Raw genomic sequence first — 20,941 nt, 5'->3', positions numbered from 1 at the left:
TAAGAGCATCCTTTTGCGCTCCTCCTCTTTGTTATTTCAAAAAGATACCGGTTATGAAATATAATGTATTGGCGTTAATCGCGTCTCCGACAGAGCAGGCCCAGGTAGCAGCGGCTGAATTACGAAAACTCTATTCTTGGGGAAGCTTGGAAGAAGCAGATGTTATCGTTGCCCTTGGGGGTGATGGCTTTATGCTCCAAACGCTTCATCATTTGTTAGATCATCGTCTCAATATTCCTGTTTTTGGTATGAATTTGGGCACGGTGGGCTTTTTGATGAATGAATGGAGAACGCCTAATCTTCTTTTACGGATTCTTCGGGCAAGGCGTTTTACAATCTATCCTTTAAGGATGGAAAGCACTTCTGTTTCAGGAGAAGAAAAAATCTATCGGGCGATCAATGAAGTGTCGCTGTTACGCGAAACGCGCCAGACGGCCCATTTGGAAATCAGTATTGATGGGCGTGTTGTTCTACCACAACTGGTCGCTGATGGTATTTTAGTGGCAACGCCTGCAGGTTCCACCGCCTATAATTTATCAGCAGATGGCCCTATTCTTCCCTTGGATTCTGGTATGTTGGCGCTTACCCCGATCAGCCCATTTCGCCCGCGTCGTTGGCGAGGCGCTATTATTCCTGAATGTTCTATTATTGATATGCGGGTCATTGATCCGAATAAAAGACCTATGAGCGCCGTGGCCGATCAACGGGAAATGCGTGATATTTCTGATGTTACCATTACTTTAGACCGAACTACGCCGCTTAATTTGCTATTTGATCCCAATCATGCCTTGGATGATCGGATAGCACGAGAACAATTCCGGTTATGTTAATCGAATATCTTGTTTATGTTATATCGGCTTATAAAGAAGGAACAGTTTAGCCTTAGATAAAGGCTATAAATGCACTATTATTTTTAGTTTATATTCGATATTCGAAGCGTATTTTAGAATAATTTGCTTGCTGTTTTTCCTTGAGGCTGAAATATTAAATCGTCAAGTTGGATTGATTGACGAGCAAAAAAATTATTTCAGGGTAAGAATTCATATTTTTTATCTAAGATTTAATATGAATTCTTATGATTTTATCCTTTATAAAAAGAGAATGTAAAGCGTGTATAATCGTATGAAAATATTGCCTGATAATAGTTATTTTCAAAAAATACGTTCTATATCTCTTTTTCTATTTTTTCTGCTTTTGTTTATCAACACAATAACAGCGCAAGCTATTGCTGCGGATAATAATGATAATCCCCCCGCTGCGCCCAGTGATCAGGCCAGTTTATCAAAATCTGAAGCACAAAGATTATTACAAACATTAGAAAATCCAAAGAAAAGAGAAGCGTTTGCGCATACCCTCTCTTTAATGACCAAGGCGCTGCCTTCCGATCACGATAAGACGCATCATCCATCAGAAACATCTGATTTAGATAATACGGTCGAAGCCGATAACAGCGTTACTAATGATAGCGTTACTGAAAATAATATCGAAAATAATAGTACTCAAACAGTTGAAAAGCCTGCCGCTGCTCCCGTAGCCCCATCAAAAACGTCTTCTGCTGAAGAAGCCGTCGATAATAATGAACCCGCTATTATTATTAACAAAGATGTTGGCGATGACCTGAATGTCGTTTCTCGCTATATCGTCCGGTATAGCAGCAATTTTGCATCCTTATTTAAGGATATGGGTTTTGTCGCCCGTTGGTTCCGGGTAGAAATGAGTAACCCCGTTACCCATAAAATTTTGGTTAACGCTGTCGTTTACGGGACCTTTATCTTTTTACTGGGATTAGCGCTAGAATATGCCACAGCTTTTCTTACAAGAGGTTTGCTGCGGACGATTAAATCGCGGGCACAGTCCTATGAAACGCAGTGGAACTTTCGGCATCTTGCCCATAACGACAGCGACGATACTAGCCAAGGCATAAATCCGGTATCTGAGGATAATATTGACTCGGATGATCCCGATCCAAAAGATATAAAAACCCGAGAAGAAGATCATCGGCGACAGCATGAGGTGATGGCCTTCATCATTCGCGTGCCTTTTACCTTTTATCATATGATGATAAAATTATTACCAGTCGCTCTATTGGTAGGATTTAGCTATATTGCTTCTGCTTTATTCTCTCCTAGTCGGCAGGCAGAAGCCCTAACCCTGACGCTGGCGAATGCCTACTCTGTATCCCGTATTGTTTATATTATTCTGGAATCAACCTTTGCGCCGGCATCGCCTCCCATCCGGATATTTCCAGCTTCTGATTATACTGCAAAATTAGTTATTCGTTGGGCTAATATTTTAGTATTTTCCCCCGCGGTTATTATTTTTATTACTTCCATGGGGAGTGAATTTCATCTCGCACGCCGTGGTATAGAGGCGATTGTCCTTGCCGTTATTTTAATTGAGCATTTACTTTTAGCTGCCTTTATATGGCGTATTCGTCATATTGTTGGTCGTGCCCTTCAACCGCCTGAAAAAATGCGAGGCAGTGTTTTCTGGGGCTTTGTCAGCACGATTGTCGGTTTATGGTGGATACCGGCTATATTCGTTGATATGGCCCTTTGGTTGATATGGGCAACCCGCCTTCATAATGGCTATAAATGGATGCTGCGCAGTTGTATCCTCACTATAGCTATCTTAATTTTTTCTCGTTTATTTGCGGTTCTAGCTTATGGGGCGCAAGAGAATCTTTTCAATCTTAAAGATGAAACAAAAAATCGTTATCCCCGCCTACAAAAGCGTGCCGATTTTTATTATCCTTATGTCCATACCGCTATTACTGTTATTATTACTTTTGTTTCTCTGGTCGCCCTTACTCAAAGTTGGGGCATTCCCACTATCCGCTTTTTGTTTAAATCAAGTATAGGGGCGCGCCTGACAGGGTTAGCCTTTAGCATGTTGATAGCTATTACGATTGCGGCTGCTTTATGGGAATTTGTTAACGCTTTATTGAATCGTCAGATCGATCGTTTCCATGAAACCAACCAATTTAGTCGTGCGACACGTTTGCGTACGGTTTTGCCGATTATTCGCACAGTTTTGTTAGTATTTATTGTTATTATCGTAGCGGTTACCACTTTATCTCAGATTGGTATTAATGTCGCCCCTTTACTGACGGGTGCCGGTATCATGGGTGCCGCGATTGCTTTTGGTTCTCAAAGCTTGGTTAAAGATTTTATTACCGGCTTTTTTATGTTGGTTGAAGATGCCATTCAGGTGGGTGATTGGGTTACAACAGGCGGTGTTTCAGGGACGGTTGAGCATCTTTCTATCCGTACTTTGCGGGTCCGTGCTATCAACGGTGATCTGCATATTATACCCTTTTCATCCGTGACCTCTATTGCCAATACAGGCCGCGATTTTAACCAAATTATTATTCGTCAGACCTTGGATTTATCCGAAGATTCCTCTCGTGTTGTCAAAATCATGCAACAAACCATTGATGAAATGCGAAAGGAAGATAATTTTAAAGATATTATCTATTCAGGATACAATGATCTTGGTGTCGATAATACAGATGGTAGTGGTGCTATTTTGGTGGGCACCATCCGCACGGCAGCGATGATGAAGTGGAAAATTCAGCGAGAATTTTATCGTCGTCTTGCCAATCGTATGGCTAAAGCACAGGTGAAATTTTACACGGGTACCTCTTATTATACGACCCCGCCGGGATCACCCCTGCATTGGATTAATGATCAACCTGATGTGCCGACCTCTATGCAGCAGGCTGAAGAAGGGGACAATGCTTCTTCTGGTAACGAGGATGGCGTACAGGCCGCCCCCGATAAAGGCATAAAAAAAGAAAAAAACATCTCTTTGAAGAAGAATGATGCCGCAAAAGAAGCCGAAAAATTAAAGCCTCAACCGGATGGGGAAGAGGATGAGAGCAAGGCGTAATTTCAAAGAGAAGGTATGAAGCCTTCACGCTAGGCTATTGATAAGCCTAAAAAATAAGGCAGACTTTCTAGCGCCTGCCTTAATTTATATCCAAGGATAATTGGCCGTTATCAGTAGCCTTTTTAAAAAGCTATAGGGACGCTATTTAGCTATCAATATCATGGTTAAACGTGTCACATTGAGCTGGATTACCGCTTTCAATTCCGCGTCGTAACCAGCGCATACGCTCTTCAGATGTGCCATGAGTAAAGCTTTCTGGAACCGGACGCATACCCGCTGCTTTTTCCAAAGTGTCGTCCCCGATAGCATGGGCGGCCTTCATACCTTCTTCAATGTCGCCGCTTTCGATGCGATCACGGTTATGGGCTGCCCAAACGCCAGCATAGCAATCAGCCTGTAACTCCATCCGAACCTGTAGGGCATTGGCTTGCGCTTTCGACGACCTTGCCTGCTGTTCACGAATTTGATCAGATAAGCCGTTCAAATCCTGAACATGGTGGCCGACTTCATGAGCAATAACATAAGCTTGGGCAAAATCCCCGCCCGCATGAAAACGATTTACCAATTCATTATAAAAATCAGTATCCAGATAAACCCGCTGATCTGCGGGACAATAAAACGGCCCCATCGCTGATTCCGCTACCCCACATCCAGAACGTCCACGCTGGCTATAGAAAACTAAAGTCGTCGGGGTATATTTTTTGCCTTCATCCGCAAATATTTTACTCCATGTATCTTCTGTACTTGCCAAAACGCGACAGGAAAAAAGACTGGCCGCATTTAACTGGCAAGCTTGCTGGGCAGAACGCACGGAATGCTGCTGGCTTGAAGCGGATGGACTGACAGACGGGGTGTTACTGATAAAACCCAAAGGATTAATTTTGAAAATAACACAAATTAAAACTAATATAACGACACCACCAATCCCAAAACGACCGATGATAAATCCCAGTAAAGGGCCTAAAAGATTGAAGCCGCCCCCGCCCCCGTTACTGAAATTTTCACCCCGTTCGTCTTCGACATTGTCGCTACTTCGGTAATCATCAAGCCGCATGACAAACTCCACCTTCCCTATATCCGATTTCAGTAAATATAGGGAGGTGAACAAGTTTCATCCATAGCTTTCATTTTTTTGATTTTTTTTAAAAAAAAGCTTGCGAGATAAAAGGGTGATTGTTATACGCGCTCCACACCCAACGCGGTAAACGCGAACGGTATTCCCTGATAGCTCAGCGGTAGAGCGTCCGACTGTTAATCGGCAGGTCGTAGGTTCGAATCCTACTCGGGGAGCCATTAAAATGGCTCATAATCAAAAAAACACCTCCTAAAAATTTATCCCAACAAAAAACTTTCAATCTTGCCTCTTGAGGCGAATTTGATGAGGCATCTTTGCCTTGTACCGTCGTTGTTTCTTTGGGGTAGGCATTTTAGATAGAATGCTCTGACAAATTATATTCAGGACACATAAAAAAGGCCGCCTTTCATTAAAAGACGACCTTTTGAAGTATTTATTGGCATTCTGTTTTAGTCAGAAAGCAAACTTTTAGAGGCTTGTTCAAACACATCTTTGGAAAGATTAGGCGTTTCCAATATTTTTTCTAAAGATTGGCGCATCAGCTCTGATCTCGTACTATCGTAGCGTTTCCAGCGACCAAAGGGCGCAATCATTCTTGCTGCCGTCTGAGAATTGATTTTATCCAAGGCGATAATCATATCCGTCACAAAACGATAGCCTTCGCCGGAAAGATCATGGAAAGCCCGTGCATTATGGGCAAATCCGCCGATCAAAGAGCGTGCACGGTTAGGATTTTTCAGTGTAAAATCAGGATGAACGGCCAGTTTTTTGACAATATCAATCGTATCAGGGCGTGTCGAAAGCGCCTGAGCCGAGAACCATTTATCAATAACCAAAGCGTTATCTTTATAACGCTCATAAAAGGCTGTTAAGGCCTGTTCCCGTTCAGGCGCTACCCCGTTAACCAGAACGTCAAGCGCCCCGCGACGATCGGTCATATTGTCAGCTTTTTCAAATTGCTGCCATGCTATCGTTGGTGCATCTTTGAAATCGCCAGCCGCTAGATAGCTGAGCGCCACATTTCTTAGACGCCGTGCACCTACGGCTTCGGGGGTATAGCTATAATCGCCCCTACTGGAACGTTTATAAGCATCGCGCCATAAATCTTCTAATTCTTGCCCTAAAATAGACCGCAAATCATCGCGGGCTTCAGCAATAGCCTTTGGATCAACCGTTTCAAGTTGTTCGCCAATCATATTTTCAGAAGGCAGTATCACCGCCTCTGCAATGAAAGCAGAATCCAATTTAGGATCAATCAAGGTTTGTCGTACAGCTTCAACAACAGTGCTGGCATTTGATTGCTCTTTATGAACGCGAGCAACCAATAAATTGAGCATCAGCTGCTGCATAGCTTCATATCGGGCAAAGGGATCGTCATCATGCGCCGAAAGAAAAGCAAGATTAGCGGCCTCACACTGATCTTCTATAATCACAGGCGCCGAGAAACCACGATTGCTTGATAATAACGGTTCTTCTTCCAAAGGCCCGAATTCGTAATCCTGACTGGCTTCAGAAAGAACAAGCAACTGTTCCCCGATTAAATTGCGCCCCGTTTCTTTCCCGATCAATGCGACAGCGACAGGTAAAACCATCGGTTGTTTTTCAGGTTGTGACGGGGTTGGTGGAACAATCTGTTCCAAATGGAGATGGGCCATCTTGGTCTTATCATCCCATTTGAAAGCAATCTTTAATTTAGGCGTGCCCGCCTGATTATACCAACGACGGAACAGCTTTAGATCAACACCGCTAGCATCTTCCATCGCCTGAACGAAGTCTTCGCAAGTAGCGGCTTCGCCATCATGGCGGTCAAAATAAAGATCCGAACCTTTTCTAAATTGCTCGGCCCCTAACAGGCGATGCAACATCCGGATAATTTCGGCCCCTTTGTTATAGACAGTTGCCGTATAAAAATTAGAAATTTCGATATAGCTTTCTGGCCGAATAGGATGCGCTAGGGGGCCAGCATCTTCTGGGAACTGAGCCGCGCGTAAACTTCTGACATCTTCGATACGTTTAACTGCTGGTGAACCCAAATCAGCCGAAAAGCTTTGATCCCGAAAAACGGTAAAACCTTCTTTTAAAGAAAGCTGGAACCAGTCACGGCAGGTAACGCGGTCACCTGACCAATTATGAAAATATTCATGGGCGACCACCCCTGCAATAGCATCATAATCAGCATCTGTAGCGGTATCGGGATCAGCTAGAATATAACGTGAGTTAAAGATATTGAGACTTTTATTTTCCATCGCGCCAAAATTGAAGTCATCAACAGCCACGATATTAAATTGATCTAGGTCATATTCGCGACCATAGACTTTTTCATCCCACGCCATCGCCTTTTTAAGGGCCTCCATAGCATGAGCTGTTTTATCAAGATCGGCTTCCCGAACCCAAATGGCCAACGCAACTTTGCGTCCAGATGCCGTAATGAATTCATCACGGCGCGCCGCTAAATTTCCCGCTACCAAAGCGAACAAATAGCAAGGCTTGGGGAAAGGATCGTTCCACAAGGCAAAATGGCGGCCATTTTCTGTTTTTCCAGATAGCGCCAGATTACCATTTGATAATAATACCGGAAAGGCAGAGGCATCGGCCTCCATACGCACCGTATAGCGGCTGAGAATATCGGGACGATCTGGGAAATAGGTAATACGGCGAAAGCCTTCGGCTTCACATTGTGTGCAAAGAAGCCCCGAAGAAGCATACAACCCCATTAATTGGGAATTGCTTTCAGGTGAAATTTCTACTTCGGTTTCAATAAAATGAGAATCGCCGGATAAAGGCACCGTTAGGCCGTGGTCCGCTTTTTCGACTTGTGACAGGGCATCAACGCCATCAATAGAAAAGCTGATCAGCGATTGATCATTACCTTCTAGACGTAAAGGATGTGTGTGTTCACCGTTACGCTTGACGTGCAAACGGGCTTTTACCCGTGTTTTTTGCGGATCGAGTAAAAAATTAAGCGCAATACTGGGCACTAGCCAATCAGGTGGCTGATAATCATGGCGATGGATAACCGTAGGTTTATCAGAAACAACCCGAGATTCAGACATACAGTGATCCTAACCTAACAGTGATATTTAAAATCCTAGAACACTTATTGAGGCCGATAAAAACTTTTTAAGGCTCTTTTAGTTATATAAGCCCGACCCTTAACAATTTCTAATCAACTATCATGGTTTCAAGAGGTATCGGGGTGTTAGGTTGCTGAGACTTCAGCGTCAGCAATAATCCAAGCAGTACCATGCCGCTACCGGCAATAGCCGAAATACCCCAGATATAATTTTCAAAGAGAGTTGAAATACCCATAGCGACAATGGGAATAAGAACATGGGAGTAGGCAGACATAGCAGGGCCCACCGCCTGTAAAACATAAAAATAAAAGATAAAGGCCAATACCGAGCCAAAGACGGTCAGGTAGAGCAAGCTTTCAAGATAAGGAAGGCTAGTGTCAAAAACAGGCGCGCCATCTATAAAAAGAGCCACAACGCCGATTCCTATACTGCCCCATATCATAGACCATGCCAAAAAAACCGGCATAGGATGAGAGCGTCCTCGAGGCGTAGCTAGTAAAACTTCCCCCAAAGAAGCGCTCAGAACCCCTAATAAAGATAAGCCCAGACCCAAGCGGGTTTCCGTATCACTGGAAAAATGCCCTAGTTGATTACGAAATAACAGCCCCAACCCGATTCCGGCTAAGGCCGATCCCAAAACAAAATAGGGCGAGCTTTTTTTCCCCAGAAAGACCCGCGCAAAAAAACTATTGGGGATAATGACTAGAGCAAAAGCAACCGCCACCAACCCCGATGTAATATGGGATTCGGCAGCATAGACAAAACCATAAGAGGCCGTAATCAAGAGTAAACCGGAAACCATGCAGAAAAGCTGATTTCCGCGATCCAGCGTGATTTTATAACCTTTGGCACGACAAAATAGAAACATCATCAAGCCAGCTATAAAAAAACGATAACAGACCGACCAATTGGCGGGCACGGTGTTAAGCTGACCGCGGATAATAAACCAAGTGGTACTCCAGATTAAGGTCACTAACAAAAAAGCGATTAAAACCTTTGGTGAAGTCAGCCTTAAATTATTGTTCGACTGAACTTCACTTTCAGTTAATGCCATTACGTCCTCTTCCCCATTTTATACGCTCGTCACAATAAAAATTATAAAGCCTGTAAAGCTTCAATCAGAGCGACGACTTCATGATCAGGCTGATCCCATGAAGCGACCAGACGGATTTTGTCATGACCCCAATCATAAAAAACGAAGCCTTTTGCCCGTAATTCAGCGCGTTCTTCTTGCGAAATATACAGAAAAATTTCATTAGCCTGAACAGGGTAAACCAGACGTTTAGGATCAATAGCCGCAGCGATACGCGCCGCAACGCCATTGGAAGACCGTGCAAGATCAAGCCATAAGTCGTTTTTCAGCATAGCTTCGATCTGAGCGGAAATAAAACGTCCTTTTGACAGGAGATGGCCCGCACGCTTACGGCGGCGTTTATTGTCAGCAGCGAGATCACGATTAAAGAAAACCAAGGCTTCTGCGGCCATAGCCCCATTCTTAGTAAAGCCAAAGCTCATCAGATCGACGCCCGCTTTCCACGTCAAATCCGCAACCGAACAGTTAAGAGAAGCTATTGCATTAGCAAAGCGTGCCCCGTCCAGATGGAAATGCCATCCTTTTTCACGAGCGACAGCACCAATAGCGGCTGTTTCTTCTGGGGTGTAAACCTGCCCTAATTCTGTTGAATTGGTAATAGTTACCGCATGGGGTTGTACCATATGGACACTATCAGAAATAGCGGCAGCTCTATCCCGTAAGCTTTGAGGGGTAAATTTTGCGGCTTCGCCAGGTACTAATAATAATTTAGAGCCATGCGTATAGAATTCTGGTGCGCCGCCTTCATCTGTCTGAACATGGGCATCCTGACTGCATAAAACGCCACCAAAGGGAGGGCAAATGGCGGCCATAGCCAAAGCGTTTGAAGCCGTCCCCGTGACCGTCCAATGCGCTGTCACTTCCGTTTCAAATAATTCGGAAAAGATAGCGTCGAGCTTTAAACTCCACTGGTCAGCATCATAGGCCATATCGCTGTGGTTGGCGGCTATAATAGCATCCATAACAGGTGCTGCGACGGTGGCGGCATTATCAGAAAAAAAACGAATGGTCTGCATTATACTCACTATCCCCAAAACTAAAATACGATAGCTTATCGTTAATTTTTATTATAAAATAACAAGCTTACCCCTTATAAGGGGGTGCATCTAATCCGGCTGCGCTTTTTGTAAAGATTTCGCAACCCTTTTCCGTGATTCCGATAGAATGCTCAAACTGGGCAGAAAGGGACCGATCACGGGTAACCGCCGTCCAACCATCCTCTAAAATTTTAACATCGGGCTTACCAATATTGATCATTGGTTCAATAGTAAACAGCATACCCGGTCTTAATTCTGGCCCTTCGCCTGGCATACCGACATGAACAACTTCTGGGCGGTCATGAAAGACGCGGCCCAAGCCATGGCCGCAAAAATCGCGGACTACACCATAGCGATGCTGTGCCGCCAGTGTCGCAATAGCGTGCCCGATGTCCCCTATATGATTACCGGGGCGAGCCTGTTCGATACCGAGCATCAAAGCTTGATACGTAACATCGACCAATTTTCTAGCTTTTAAGGGGACATCTCCGACGAAATACATTCGGCTGGTATCCCCATGCCATCCGTCAACAATAACCGTAACATCGATATTGATAATATCACCGGATTTCAATGCTTTGGGGCCTGGGATACCATGACATATAATATGATTGGCCGAAATACATACCGACTTTTGATAGCCACGATAGTAACGGCAGGCAGAGATACCGCCCCCTTTCCGGATCAGGTCATCGGCAAGACGATCAAGTTCTCCGGTCGAGATACCCGGTTTGACGTGGGGTACAAGTGCATCAAGTACATCAGCAGCCAGTCTTCCAGCTTTACGCATTCCGGCAAAAGCGTTTTCATCATAAAGCTTGATGGCATGTGTACGAATAGCGGTGTCGCCATCTTTGACATAGATATATTCAGTCATAACTTCTGCTATAACTAATAAACTTGCCCTTTGCGAGGGTGCATTATGCATTAGAATTGTTAAGTTTCAGAGTTCAGAAATGGTTTTTTGAATAAACAAGGACAAATCGAGCATTATGGAAAATAATCGTATATGGACAGCGGCTTTGCTGATAATTGGCGATGAAATCTTGTCGGGACGGACGGAAGATAAAAATATTGCTCAAATTGCCTCATGGCTCAATATACAAGGGATAAGGCTGACAGAAGTACGCGTTATTCCCGATGATGATACGAGGATAGTTGCGGCTGTACGCGATTTAAAAGACAGCCATGATTATTTATTCACTACCGGAGGGATTGGCCCAACCCATGATGATATTACGGTAGAAGGTATCAGCCACGCGCTTGATTTGCCGATAGTCATTCATCCAGATGCTCGGAAATGCCTTGAAGAATATTATTCTGATCGGGGCGGCCTGACCCCTGCCCGTCTTCTAATGGCGCGGGTTCCCAAAGGTAGCACGCTCATTAAAAACCCAATATCGGGCGCGCCAGGAATCCATATTCAAAATATTTTTATTCTGGCCGGTGTTCCTAAAATTGTAACGACGATGTTGGAAAGTCTTAATGGCACTTTAAAAGGGGGGAAACCGGTTTTATCGCGTACTATTGGGACATGGGATGGTGAAAGCCGTATTGCCAAAACATTGAGAGAAACTGAAAAAGACCATCCTGATTGCAAATTAGGCAGCTACCCTTTCTTTCGGAATGGTAGCGGCGGGGTCAATTTGGTCATCCGATCTACAGATAAAGAATCCTTAAATAAATGTGCACAGGATTTGATAGCGCGTCTTCTGGCTGAAGATTTATCGGCTATTGATGGTGCTATATAACAATAGAGGTCCTGTTATGGGGTTTAAAACGCTTTCTGACGAAATAGTCTCTTTGAGACAACAAATAAATCGTCGATGTTTTAGCCGAAATTTTTTAAATTTGAGTATAACAACGCTTATAGGTCTTGGATTCTCGGGTAAAAGTATGGCTGCCGAGACTGAGGGTAATACTACATCGACTAAACCTGCCGAGTTGCCTTTTCCTATTGATAAAGGCGATGATAATCCGCTTTTAAATACCCATCGGGTTCACTGGAAAGTCTCTAATGGTGAATTGATGCATGGCTATATTGCGGTGCCCGCCGTTGCGCGCGGGAAATTACCGGCGGTCATGGTGGTACATGATGAAAACGGACTGGATTTTGAAGCGCGCGAAGTTGCCCGGCAGATGGCCCTTAAGGGATATATTGCGCTTGCGCCGGATTTCTTATCCCCTTGGGGTGGAACCCCGAAAGATACGGCCAAGGCAAAAGCAATGATTGGGGCTTTTGATATGCCATGGGTCATCAAAGATGCCGTCATGACGATTGCATGGTTAAAGAACCAACGTTATTCAACCGGCAAGGTAGGGGCTATCGGCCTTGGTTGGGGCGGGAAATTAGTAGAATATACAGCCGCCCAAGCCAATACCGATCTATTGGCTGCAGTGACTTATTATAGTCCCTCTCCACCTGTTGCAGAGGCCGCGAAAATTAAAACGCCTTTACAGCTCCATTTCGGCACCATGGACCAAAAGATTGATGTCGAAGCCCTTGATTGGATTGAAGCCTTAAAAGCCGCCTCCGTACCCTTGGAATGCTATTTTTATCCTAATTCCGGCCACGGTTTTATGGATGAAACGCAGACCAATTATAACCAAGCGGCCTCTCAACAGGCATGGGCAAGAAGTACCGAATTTCTAGCTAAATATTTAGAACCCAAGCCGGCTTTGCTTCGCAAAATAGAAAAAGATGAACAAAAACAGGCAAAAAATCTGTCAGATTCCAGCATGGCCCCAGCCACCCCGGAGAAGCCTTAAACCATTACGACATAAAAAAAGCCCGAAGGCCTATTTACCTTCGGGCTTCAAAAAATAATTTTTTAGAAAATTAGCGGCGATCACCCATAAAGCTCAACAGATAGTTGAACATATTGATGAAATCGAGATAAAGGCTCAAAGCTCCCATAATCGCCAATTTTCCGGTATATTCTCTATCTGAACTCATAAAATAGAGGCTTTTGATCTGCTGAGTATCATAAGCCGTCAAACCTGCGAAAATCAGTACGCCAAAGGCACTAATCACAAATTGTAATTGTGAAGAATGAAAGAACATTCCCACAAGAGAGGCAATGATTAAACTAAAGACGCCCATGATCAGAAAGCTACCAAACGCGGATAAATCTTTTTTGGTCGTATAACCCAACAGACTTAAACCGGCGAATCCTGCCGCCGCTGCAAAAAACGTCTGAGCAATAGAAGTGCCGGTATATACAAAGAAAATAACCGACATGGATACGCCCATTACACCGGCATAAGCCCAAAAAAGGCCGCGTAATGTCGAAAGGCTGAAACGGTTCACCCCTGCACTTAAAGCAAAAACAAAGGCAAGCGGTGCCAGAATTGCAACCCAACGTAAGGGTGAAAAAATAATAGCTTCACCCAAGGATGAATGGGCCAGTAAATAAGCAACGATACCGGTGAATAATACCCCACCAGCCATATAATTATAAACCGAAAGCATATAGGAGCGAAGACCGGCGTCACGCTCCGACGATCCGGCACGACCAGGTGTCGCAGATCCCATCGCGCTCACCCGAGGATCATTCCAATTTGCCATAATGTGTGATCTCCAATTAGGAAGATTGTTCCCGTATATATCAGGATAGCAATACTCTATTTCAAGTTAATAGCCTATATAAATGAAGCTGACTGATAGATTAAAATGTCTCCTGTAATTTTATCTTTCGGTTAAACCTATGAAATAAAATATAAAGACATTTTAAAAAAAACAGCGAGGCATATCGTCTTGAAAACTAATTGCTTTAACAAACAGATAATATCCAACTGGAATAGAATAAAAATGACTGAAAAATATATTTATTTCATCCTAAATAATATAGGGGCCTTATTATAAATAATATTTACTATAATGCCCCTATATCTAAATATTCTATTTAGGCGGTAATTAAGGTATCTAACGAGACAGTTTTAGGATCAATTCCTAAATGTTGCGCCAAGGTCATTACGACCAAAGCATGATCATCACGCTGATCCAGTCCTGACACAGCTATATAGCCAACAATACCGGCATTTTTAACGAAAATAGGAAAAGCACCACCATGAAAAGCATATTGGCTATCATCTAAACCATAACACGCTAAGGATTTTTCGCCTTTTTTCTTTAATTTCAAACCGATAGCGTAAGAACTTGAGAAATAATGCGCAACCGTTGCCACTTTGCGTCGAATCCAGTTTCTATTATCGGGAGAACTATTAGGCATCGCCGCATAAAAAAGAGGCTGATTAAAACGCGCCACGGCGATAGCAATCGGCAGTTTTTCTTTACCGGCTATAGCGCGGATATAAGATCCTAGCTGCCATGCAATTTCTTCATTAAATTCGGGTAAATGAAGTAACGCTTCTTGCTGTTTTACGGCAGCAATATCACGGTCTATATCATGGGACATTAAGGCATCCTTCTCGATATTATTATTCAGATTCTAAAGAAAGTTTAGGCCGATCTTTCTTAAAAAACATCCCTAATAATATAAAATCAGATAAAATGCCGAGGTCGGATGTGCGGCCTTTTTTACCTTGGAAAAATATAAAAAATACCGTGATCATAATAAAAAAAGGGCCGATCCAAAGATCAGCCCTTTCTTGTTGAAGCCTAGAAAGGCGATTAAAATTATTGATCAGAACCTGGACCGAAAGTGATTTCGACGCGGCGATTCTGAGGTTCACGAACACCATCAGCGGTCTGTACCAAGAGATGCGTTTTACCGAAAGCTTCGGTAGCCATTGCATCTTCAGGAATACCTTTTCCAACCAGATAAGCCTTAACAGAATCTGCACGGCGCTGTGACAGACCCATGTTATATTTGGCAGAACCCATGGTGTCGGTATGACCCGCAAGAACCACACGTGCTTGTCCCGTCTGATCGTAAGACGAGGCCACGTTGTCAAGAATTGACGCTGCTTCTGGCGTAATATTGTACTTGTCAAAGTCAAAGAACACCAAGAACGGTCCCGGAATTGCCGGAGGCGGAGGTGGTGGTGGCGGCGCAGGTGGTGGTGGCGGAGGTGGCGGTGGTGGTGGTGGCGGAGGTGGCGGTGGTGGTGGTGGAGGCGAAGCCTTCGGTTCACCAAAGTTAAATACCAAGCCGGCCAACACACTATGCGAACGATAACGGCCAGACATGTTACCCATGTCGGTGGTCTGGAAGTTCAAACCGTTCACATTGAAGAAGCGGTACTTCAATTCGAAGTCGATCATCTTAGTGACCGGCTTACGGATACCAGCGATTACCTGCCACGCAAAATGCGCATCAGAATCATTGGCGAAGCTACTAGTGCCGCCTAATGAGTAATGGTTAAGAGCGACGCGAGCGACACCGACACCACCTCCGATAAAGCCGGAAACGCCGTCATTTTTGCCGCCAAAGTCGAACATACCATTCAACATGAAGCTTAGAACATCAGTCGATCCATGGCTTTTGGCGGTAGTACCTCCTGATGAAAAGTTGCCATTATTGGCACTTTTATAGGCGGCTTCACCTTCTACACGGAACGGCCCGAAGTCGTAACCAACATTGGCATCTACATCGTAACCTGCTTTGTTACCCATTCTTGCAGATTGGGCACCCGGCAGTTTATAATGTATATCCTCGACGAACAAACCGCCGCCGTCGACGCTGACATACCACGCACCATCGCGGGCAAGCGCCGGTGCAGCTATTGCGCTAGAGGCGAGCGCAGCCACAATGGCCAGCTTACGCATTGTCATCCCCTTTCAATCAAACCCTTACGGATTACTATCGTAACTAAACAAAGCAAGCGAGCGGTGCAAGCACACATATAGCTCAAAATGTTGCCAAAAAGCATCGCATATCAAACGAAAAGCTTGCTTTTGCTTAAATACGCACAATCGAAACAGTAATTTCTCAAAAAAATCTTAAAAGATTATCTCAAGGTAATTTATTTCATCATGTAAGTGATAGTTGGAAACGCTCGAAAATAAAATAAAAAGGTCACTATTTTTAATGTTTAGTGCAATTTTACCTACATTAGAGGCTTTTATAACGCAGTTATGCTCTTGGTTTTGAGAAAAAAGAGACTCTTCTTGGAGAGCCTCTGAGATAGACTTTCAAAAACCAAAAAGTATTTTTTAAATAAAATTAAGATCAATTTACTCTAGAGTTTCACTTTTTTCCAACCACAGGGCTTCTTTTTGGTTTAATTCTTCTTCAACATCAGAACGTAACTTCATAAGTTCAGTAACTGTAAGTGATTTATCTTTAGAAGAAGCCGATTTTGGATCGAACAAAGCTTGATCTATTTCATTTCTTCTAGCTGTTAATTGCGATATTTTTAATTCTAATTTTTTAATTTCATCCCGCAAAATTTTATTTTTTTGCCGGGCTTCAGCTCGTGCCTTTTTTTCAGCCTTACGATCTTGAGGCTTTGGTGTATTTTGACCACTAGTTATCCGATCATTTCGGCCTAAGATAAAATCCGTATAATCATCAAGATCACCCTCAAAATCAGAAGCATTACCATTATCGACCAGAATAAGACGATCAGCGGTTAATTCCAACATATGACGGTCATGTGAAACGATAATAACAGCCCCCCGATATTCAGCTAAAGCTTCGATCAAGGCTTGTCGAACATCCACATCTAAATGGTTAGTAGGCTCATCCAAAATCAACAGATGAGGCGCATCACGCGTAATCAAAGCTAAAGCTAATCTTGCCCGTTCACCACCAGACATGCTGCCTACTTTTTGAGTTGCCTTTTCCCCTGAAAAACCAAATCGTCCCAGCTGGGCACGAACCGCAGCCGTAGGCGAACCGGGCATCAATCGCGTCATATGATCAAGAGGGCTATCCTCAACATCTAATTCTTCGACCTGATATTGCGTAAAATAGCCCACTTTGATTTTAGACGAGGTGGTCATAGCGCCTTCAAGCGTAGATAACTGCCCGACTAATAATTTAGCTAAAGTCGTCTTACCATTACCATTTCGACCAATGAAAGCGAGCCGGTCATCAGGATCAATCCGTAAATTGAGATGGCTTAGAATGGGCTTTTCCCCATAGCCAACAGAAGCCTGATCCAAGGTTATTAAAGGCGGTTTCAAATTGGCATCGGGACTGGGGAAGGAAAAACTGAGCGATGGATCTTCAACCGCCGCCGCGATGGGTTCCATTTTTTCTAACGCCTTCATTCGACTTTGTGCTTGGCGGGCGCTATGTGCTTTTGTGCGCCAGCGGTTGACAAAGCTTTGCAGTTTTTCTCTTTCCGCTAGTTGGCGATTACGCGCTGCTTCGACTTGCGACAAACGTTCAGCCCGCTGTCGTTCAAAAGCATCATATCCCCCTGGATAAAGAGTTAGTTTTCCCTGTTGAAGGTGAAGAATATGATCAGCAACTTTGTTCAGAAAATCACGTTCGTGGCTAATTAAAAGCAAAGTCCCACGATAAGAACGAAGGAAATTTTCAAGCCATAATACCGCTTCCAAATCGAGATGGTTTGACGGTTCATCAAGCAACAATAAATCTGGCGCAGAAAATAATAATGCCCCTAAAGCAACCCGCATACGCCAACCACCTGAAAAAGATGAAAGGGGTTGTGCCTGCATCGTTTCATCGAAACCAAGACCTGCCAGAATACGGGATGCCCGTGCTGGCGCGGTGTAGGCGTCGATGGCATTTAATCTTTCGTGAATTTCCGCTAGCTTTTCAAGATCGGCTTCGGTTTCACTTGCAGCCATAAGCGTTGCACGCTCTTTATCCGCCGCTAACACCGTTTCATAAGGTGTAGCCGTCCCTTCTGGCGCTTCCTGTGCAATATAGCCGATACGGGTTTCACGGGGCATAGATAACGTGCCCCCATCGGATTCTAAGAGGCCTGCGACCACTTTCATCAAAGTGGATTTACCCGCGCCATTCCGCCCGATGAGACCCACATGACTGCCGGGTGGTAAACTCGCAGTTGCCTGATCAAGGATAAGTCGGCCCCCAAGCCGGACAGTAATGGCCGAAAAACTAAGCATATTTCTCAATTCAGGAAGTTAAGTGAGGAAATCAAAAGACAACGAATTTATAAAAATCACAGAAGGTTGGTTCAAGCTTTATTATTAAAAAGCCTTATCCTTCAAGCTGACGCATCAGCATACGGACATCAGAATCAACTTCTTCATCTATTAAACGCAATTTTTCTACCTGACGAATCGCATGAATAACGGTTGTATGATCCCGCCCCCCAAAACGCTGACCAATTTCAGGTAAAGAACGAGGTGTCAGATATTTGGATAAATACATGGCGACCTGCCGCGGGCGGGCAATAATCCGGTCACGTCTTTTTGAACTCATATCAGCTAATTTCAAACGATAATGGTCGCAAACCCGCTTTTGAATTTCTTCAACCGTTATGCGTTTTTGCGTTGAGCGCAATAAATCGGCCAAGGTTTCTGTGACAAAATCCATGTCAATCGGCCGATTGGAAAGAGTTGCATAGGCAACAACCCTATTAAGCGCGCCTTCCAATTCACGAACATTCGTGCATATGCGCTTCGCAAGAAAGAAAACAATGTCTTCAGGGACAGTGACCTGAGGCATAGCTTCTAATTTTTTCAGAATGATATTGAGCCGCAGCTCAAAATCAGCGGGATTAACATCCGCAACCAAGCCCCATGACAAGCGGGAAAGAATACGGCTTTCAATCCGTTCTAAATCTTGAGGACTACGATCGGCTGAAATCACGAGCCGTCGTCCGGCTGTAATCACCTCATTCATCGTATGGAAGAATTCTTCCTGTGTAGAATCCTTTCCAGCGATAAACTGGACATCATCAATCATTAAAAGATCAGCGGAACGCAATCTGGCCTTGAAGCTATGCGTATCTTTCGCCCGCATGGCCGCGACAAAATCATACATGAATTTTTCGGCAGACATATAAATTGCCGAACTGTTAGGATGACGCTTTAAATATTCGAGCCCGACCGCATGCATCAAATGGGTTTTACCAAGACCCGTTCCACCATGTAAAAAAAGCGGGTTGAAATCGAGCTTTCCACCTTCTGCAAAAGTGCAGGCCGCGCGATAAGCGAGGTCATTTGCCTTGCCAACAACAAAATTATCGAAATTATAGCGCTCTTCAAACTGGCCTTGGCTATCCTTTTCGGATTCATCTGCTGACGCAGGGGGAACAATGGTAGCCGAAGGTTGTTTTTTTTTGCTCGCTTTTTTGACAACGGGTTGAGGATGGTCGCCTAAGGGTAATTCGATTTCTGTAACGTCTAATAATAAAGGTTGAGCACTTGGATTGCGAACGGTTATCTTTACTTCGGTAATACCAGGCCAGACTGTCCGCCATGCTAATAATAATTCATCAGATAAATGAGCAGAAACCCAATTGGCCATAAACTCACTGGGACAGGCCAAACGTATTATTTTATGAGTGTTATCAAAATCGGCGAGTGCCAGAGATTTTAGCCAGCTTTCAAAAGTACGTGTACCACATTTTTTACGCAAAATTTGACGCACTTCATTCCATGCAGCCGGCAGTAATGATGCCTGGTCTTGTACCGGGATATTCATTTCACCACCTGAATTTTGCACTGGATTCAGCACGCTATTATTTTTCCCCGCTTCAATTGAGCTCTTATAAAGAATTATGATTTTATTTGATTTCGGCCCCTACCGATAAGACGGTACGCGCCCCAGCCTTATTATTTACGGAGACCCGTCATGCTCGATTCTGTTTTACTGAAGTCCTGATGATGGACTCAATATTTATCAAGTATGCGCTTACTTTTTGGAAGAGCAAACAAAACCAATCAAGGGGTAAGCGGCGATAGCGTCAAAAATTTACGCCTTGACTCGATATGTACGAAGGAATCACTGCATGGGATACTATCACTTGAAATAGATTAACTGGACATTTTTTATTTTTTTAGCGGATGCGCTAAAATGAACAGCTATCAAGAAATATTCAGACTGCGGTGCATAAATATTATTACAACATCAATACTTTGTTACAAAATATAGACGGTATTATTATTTTTGACGCATAAAAAAGCTCGCCACTATATGCAGTAACGAGCTCAATCTACTTCCTGTTAAAAAACAAGAAGTTTGGCTGATAGAGCAATCCGAAAATATCTTAAAAGAATAAAGAATATCAACTTTACTTTAAATAAAGTGATTCCCTTGTTTCCAATAAAAGCAAAGGATCTTTGGATCGGACGCTTTTAGATAAAATATTGAAATCTGTTAGAGGAAAATGCCATTTTTCGTGCTGAATCAAGATCAACTGATCAATGGCAACTCCTTTAACAAATATTAGGCTAAAGCGGTAACGCTCTTAACCAAACGGGAGAATTTCCGTGAAGCCGTATTTTTATGCAAAATGCCTTTAGAAACACCGCGGAACAATTCCGGCTGTGCAGCGGCTAAAGCTTGTTCTGCATCGGTTTTATTGCCCGCTTCAATAGCAGACTCAACCTTTTTGATAAAAGTACGGATACGGCTAATACGATTGCCGTTAATCTCAGCGCGACGGTCATTACGACGGATGCGCTTTTTTGCCTGCGGCGTATTCGCCATGCTTGTCCTCGATGTAATCAGAAAATAAGAATAAAGGCACTGACACTGAACACAGTTCAGCCCTTACGAAGGAAAAGTCTTTATGGCTTTCCGCGTTACGGGTCAAGAGCAGGAAGCAAAACTATGCATAGTTTTTGCTGTCAGCTTAGACGGCATCAAACGATTATCAACAATAGGATCGTCGATATTTTTGTGTAAATGCGCGTTTT

At 43.8% G+C, this 20,941-nt stretch carries 15 protein-coding genes and 1 tRNA gene; 5 read left to right on the top strand and 11 right to left on the bottom strand.

The features are described from left to right. Positions 1–53: 53 nt before the first annotated feature. Positions 54–830, top strand: coding sequence for an NAD kinase (locus tag ZYMOP_RS00080; RefSeq protein ID WP_013933320.1), 777 nt, complete (start codon positions 54–56; stop codon positions 828–830). Positions 831–1,122: 292 nt separating this feature from the next. Further along, positions 1,123–3,891, top strand: coding sequence for a mechanosensitive ion channel family protein (locus ZYMOP_RS00075; protein ID WP_041581608.1), 2,769 nt, complete (start codon positions 1,123–1,125; stop codon positions 3,889–3,891). Positions 3,892–4,036: 145 nt separating this feature from the next. On the opposite strand, the gene ypfJ is transcribed toward ZYMOP_RS00075, so the two are convergent. Continuing rightward, the gene (gene ypfJ, locus ZYMOP_RS00070; protein ID WP_013933318.1) at positions 4,037–4,945 is read right to left on the bottom strand and encodes a KPN_02809 family neutral zinc metallopeptidase; all 909 of its coding nucleotides are present in this window, start codon (positions 4,943–4,945) and stop codon (positions 4,037–4,039) included. A gap of 164 nt (positions 4,946–5,109) precedes the next feature. Here ypfJ and ZYMOP_RS00065 point away from each other — a divergent pair. Continuing rightward, a tRNA-Asn gene (locus ZYMOP_RS00065) sits at positions 5,110–5,184 on the top strand. 231 nt (positions 5,185–5,415) lie between these two features. Here ZYMOP_RS00065 and pepN read toward each other — a convergent pair. From pepN to map, 4 genes are all read right to left on the bottom strand, one after another. Continuing rightward, positions 5,416–8,019, bottom strand: coding sequence for an aminopeptidase N (gene pepN / locus ZYMOP_RS00060; RefSeq protein ID WP_013933317.1), 2,604 nt, complete (start codon positions 8,017–8,019; stop codon positions 5,416–5,418). A gap of 109 nt (positions 8,020–8,128) precedes the next feature. Then, positions 8,129–9,094, bottom strand: coding sequence for a DMT family transporter (locus ZYMOP_RS00055; RefSeq protein WP_013933316.1), 966 nt, complete (start codon positions 9,092–9,094; stop codon positions 8,129–8,131). Between the two features lie 41 nt (positions 9,095–9,135). Then, positions 9,136–10,149: a threonine aldolase family protein gene (locus ZYMOP_RS00050; RefSeq protein ID WP_013933315.1), complete on the bottom strand. Its 1,014-nt coding sequence runs from the start codon at positions 10,147–10,149 to the stop codon at positions 9,136–9,138. A gap of 67 nt (positions 10,150–10,216) precedes the next feature. Continuing rightward, a complete protein-coding gene (gene map, locus ZYMOP_RS00045) occupies positions 10,217–11,047 on the bottom strand; it encodes a type I methionyl aminopeptidase (protein ID WP_013933314.1) in 831 nt (276 codons plus the stop codon). A gap of 112 nt (positions 11,048–11,159) precedes the next feature. On the opposite strand from map, the gene ZYMOP_RS00040 reads away from it, so the two are divergent. Both ZYMOP_RS00040 and ZYMOP_RS00035 read left to right on the top strand, forming a co-directional pair. Then, on the top strand, positions 11,160–11,921 hold the full coding sequence (locus ZYMOP_RS00040; protein WP_158498485.1) for a competence/damage-inducible protein A: 762 nt from the start codon (positions 11,160–11,162) through the stop codon (positions 11,919–11,921). 145 nt (positions 11,922–12,066) lie between these two features. Further along, the gene (locus ZYMOP_RS00035; RefSeq protein ID WP_252507423.1) at positions 12,067–12,939 is read left to right on the top strand and encodes a dienelactone hydrolase family protein; all 873 of its coding nucleotides are present in this window, start codon (positions 12,067–12,069) and stop codon (positions 12,937–12,939) included. 70 nt (positions 12,940–13,009) lie between these two features. On the opposite strand, the gene ZYMOP_RS00030 is transcribed toward ZYMOP_RS00035, so the two are convergent. The 6 genes from ZYMOP_RS00030 to rpsT all read right to left on the bottom strand — a co-directional run bounded on the left by ZYMOP_RS00030 (position 13,010) and on the right by rpsT (position 20,732). Continuing rightward, positions 13,010–13,738 (bottom strand): Bax inhibitor-1/YccA family protein, encoded by a 729-nt coding sequence (locus tag ZYMOP_RS00030; RefSeq protein WP_013933311.1) that lies wholly within the window; start codon positions 13,736–13,738, stop codon positions 13,010–13,012. Positions 13,739–14,075: 337 nt separating this feature from the next. Then, positions 14,076–14,588, bottom strand: coding sequence for a heme-degrading domain-containing protein (locus ZYMOP_RS00025; RefSeq protein WP_013933310.1), 513 nt, complete (start codon positions 14,586–14,588; stop codon positions 14,076–14,078). A 221-nt stretch (positions 14,589–14,809) separates the two neighbouring features. Further along, positions 14,810–15,901, bottom strand: coding sequence for an OmpA family protein (locus tag ZYMOP_RS00020; RefSeq protein WP_013933309.1), 1,092 nt, complete (start codon positions 15,899–15,901; stop codon positions 14,810–14,812). Between the two features lie 408 nt (positions 15,902–16,309). After that, positions 16,310–18,178, bottom strand: coding sequence for an ABC-F family ATP-binding cassette domain-containing protein (locus ZYMOP_RS00015; protein ID WP_013933308.1), 1,869 nt, complete (start codon positions 18,176–18,178; stop codon positions 16,310–16,312). 94 nt (positions 18,179–18,272) lie between these two features. After that, positions 18,273–19,724, bottom strand: coding sequence for a chromosomal replication initiator protein DnaA (gene dnaA, locus ZYMOP_RS00010; protein ID WP_013933307.1), 1,452 nt, complete (start codon positions 19,722–19,724; stop codon positions 18,273–18,275). 744 nt (positions 19,725–20,468) lie between these two features. Continuing rightward, the gene (gene rpsT, locus ZYMOP_RS00005; protein ID WP_013933306.1) at positions 20,469–20,732 is read right to left on the bottom strand and encodes a 30S ribosomal protein S20; all 264 of its coding nucleotides are present in this window, start codon (positions 20,730–20,732) and stop codon (positions 20,469–20,471) included. Positions 20,733–20,941: the final 209 nt, after the last annotated feature.

The sequence above is a fragment of the Zymomonas mobilis subsp. pomaceae ATCC 29192 genome, from assembly GCF_000218875.1.
Lineage (GTDB): Bacteria > Pseudomonadota > Alphaproteobacteria > Sphingomonadales > Sphingomonadaceae > Zymomonas > Zymomonas pomaceae.
Note: the sequence above shows the minus strand (reverse complement) of the source record. Positions and strands in the feature narration are given on the sequence as shown.

Excerpts from the sequence above, each read along its gene's own strand:
- ZYMOP_RS00080 (WP_013933320.1), top strand. The coding sequence starts at position 54 with ATGAAATATAATGTATTGGCGTTAATCGCGTCTCCGACAGAGCAGGCC.
- ZYMOP_RS00075 (WP_041581608.1), top strand. The coding sequence starts at position 1,123 with ATGAAAATATTGCCTGATAATAGTTATTTTCAAAAAATACGTTCTATA.
- ypfJ (WP_013933318.1), bottom strand. The coding sequence starts at position 4,945 with ATGCGGCTTGATGATTACCGAAGTAGCGACAATGTCGAAGACGAACGG.
- pepN (WP_013933317.1), bottom strand. The coding sequence starts at position 8,019 with ATGTCTGAATCTCGGGTTGTTTCTGATAAACCTACGGTTATCCATCGC.
- ZYMOP_RS00055 (WP_013933316.1), bottom strand. The coding sequence starts at position 9,094 with ATGGCATTAACTGAAAGTGAAGTTCAGTCGAACAATAATTTAAGGCTG.
- ZYMOP_RS00050 (WP_013933315.1), bottom strand. The coding sequence starts at position 10,149 with ATGCAGACCATTCGTTTTTTTTCTGATAATGCCGCCACCGTCGCAGCA.
- map (WP_013933314.1), bottom strand. The coding sequence starts at position 11,047 with ATGACTGAATATATCTATGTCAAAGATGGCGACACCGCTATTCGTACA.
- ZYMOP_RS00035 (WP_252507423.1), top strand. The coding sequence starts at position 12,067 with ATGGCTGCCGAGACTGAGGGTAATACTACATCGACTAAACCTGCCGAG.
- ZYMOP_RS00030 (WP_013933311.1), bottom strand. The coding sequence starts at position 13,738 with ATGGCAAATTGGAATGATCCTCGGGTGAGCGCGATGGGATCTGCGACA.
- ZYMOP_RS00025 (WP_013933310.1), bottom strand. The coding sequence starts at position 14,588 with ATGTCCCATGATATAGACCGTGATATTGCTGCCGTAAAACAGCAAGAA.
- ZYMOP_RS00020 (WP_013933309.1), bottom strand. The coding sequence starts at position 15,901 with ATGCGTAAGCTGGCCATTGTGGCTGCGCTCGCCTCTAGCGCAATAGCT.
- ZYMOP_RS00015 (WP_013933308.1), bottom strand. The coding sequence starts at position 18,178 with ATGCTTAGTTTTTCGGCCATTACTGTCCGGCTTGGGGGCCGACTTATC.
- dnaA (WP_013933307.1), bottom strand. The coding sequence starts at position 19,724 with ATGAATATCCCGGTACAAGACCAGGCATCATTACTGCCGGCTGCATGG.
- rpsT (WP_013933306.1), bottom strand. The coding sequence starts at position 20,732 with ATGGCGAATACGCCGCAGGCAAAAAAGCGCATCCGTCGTAATGACCGT.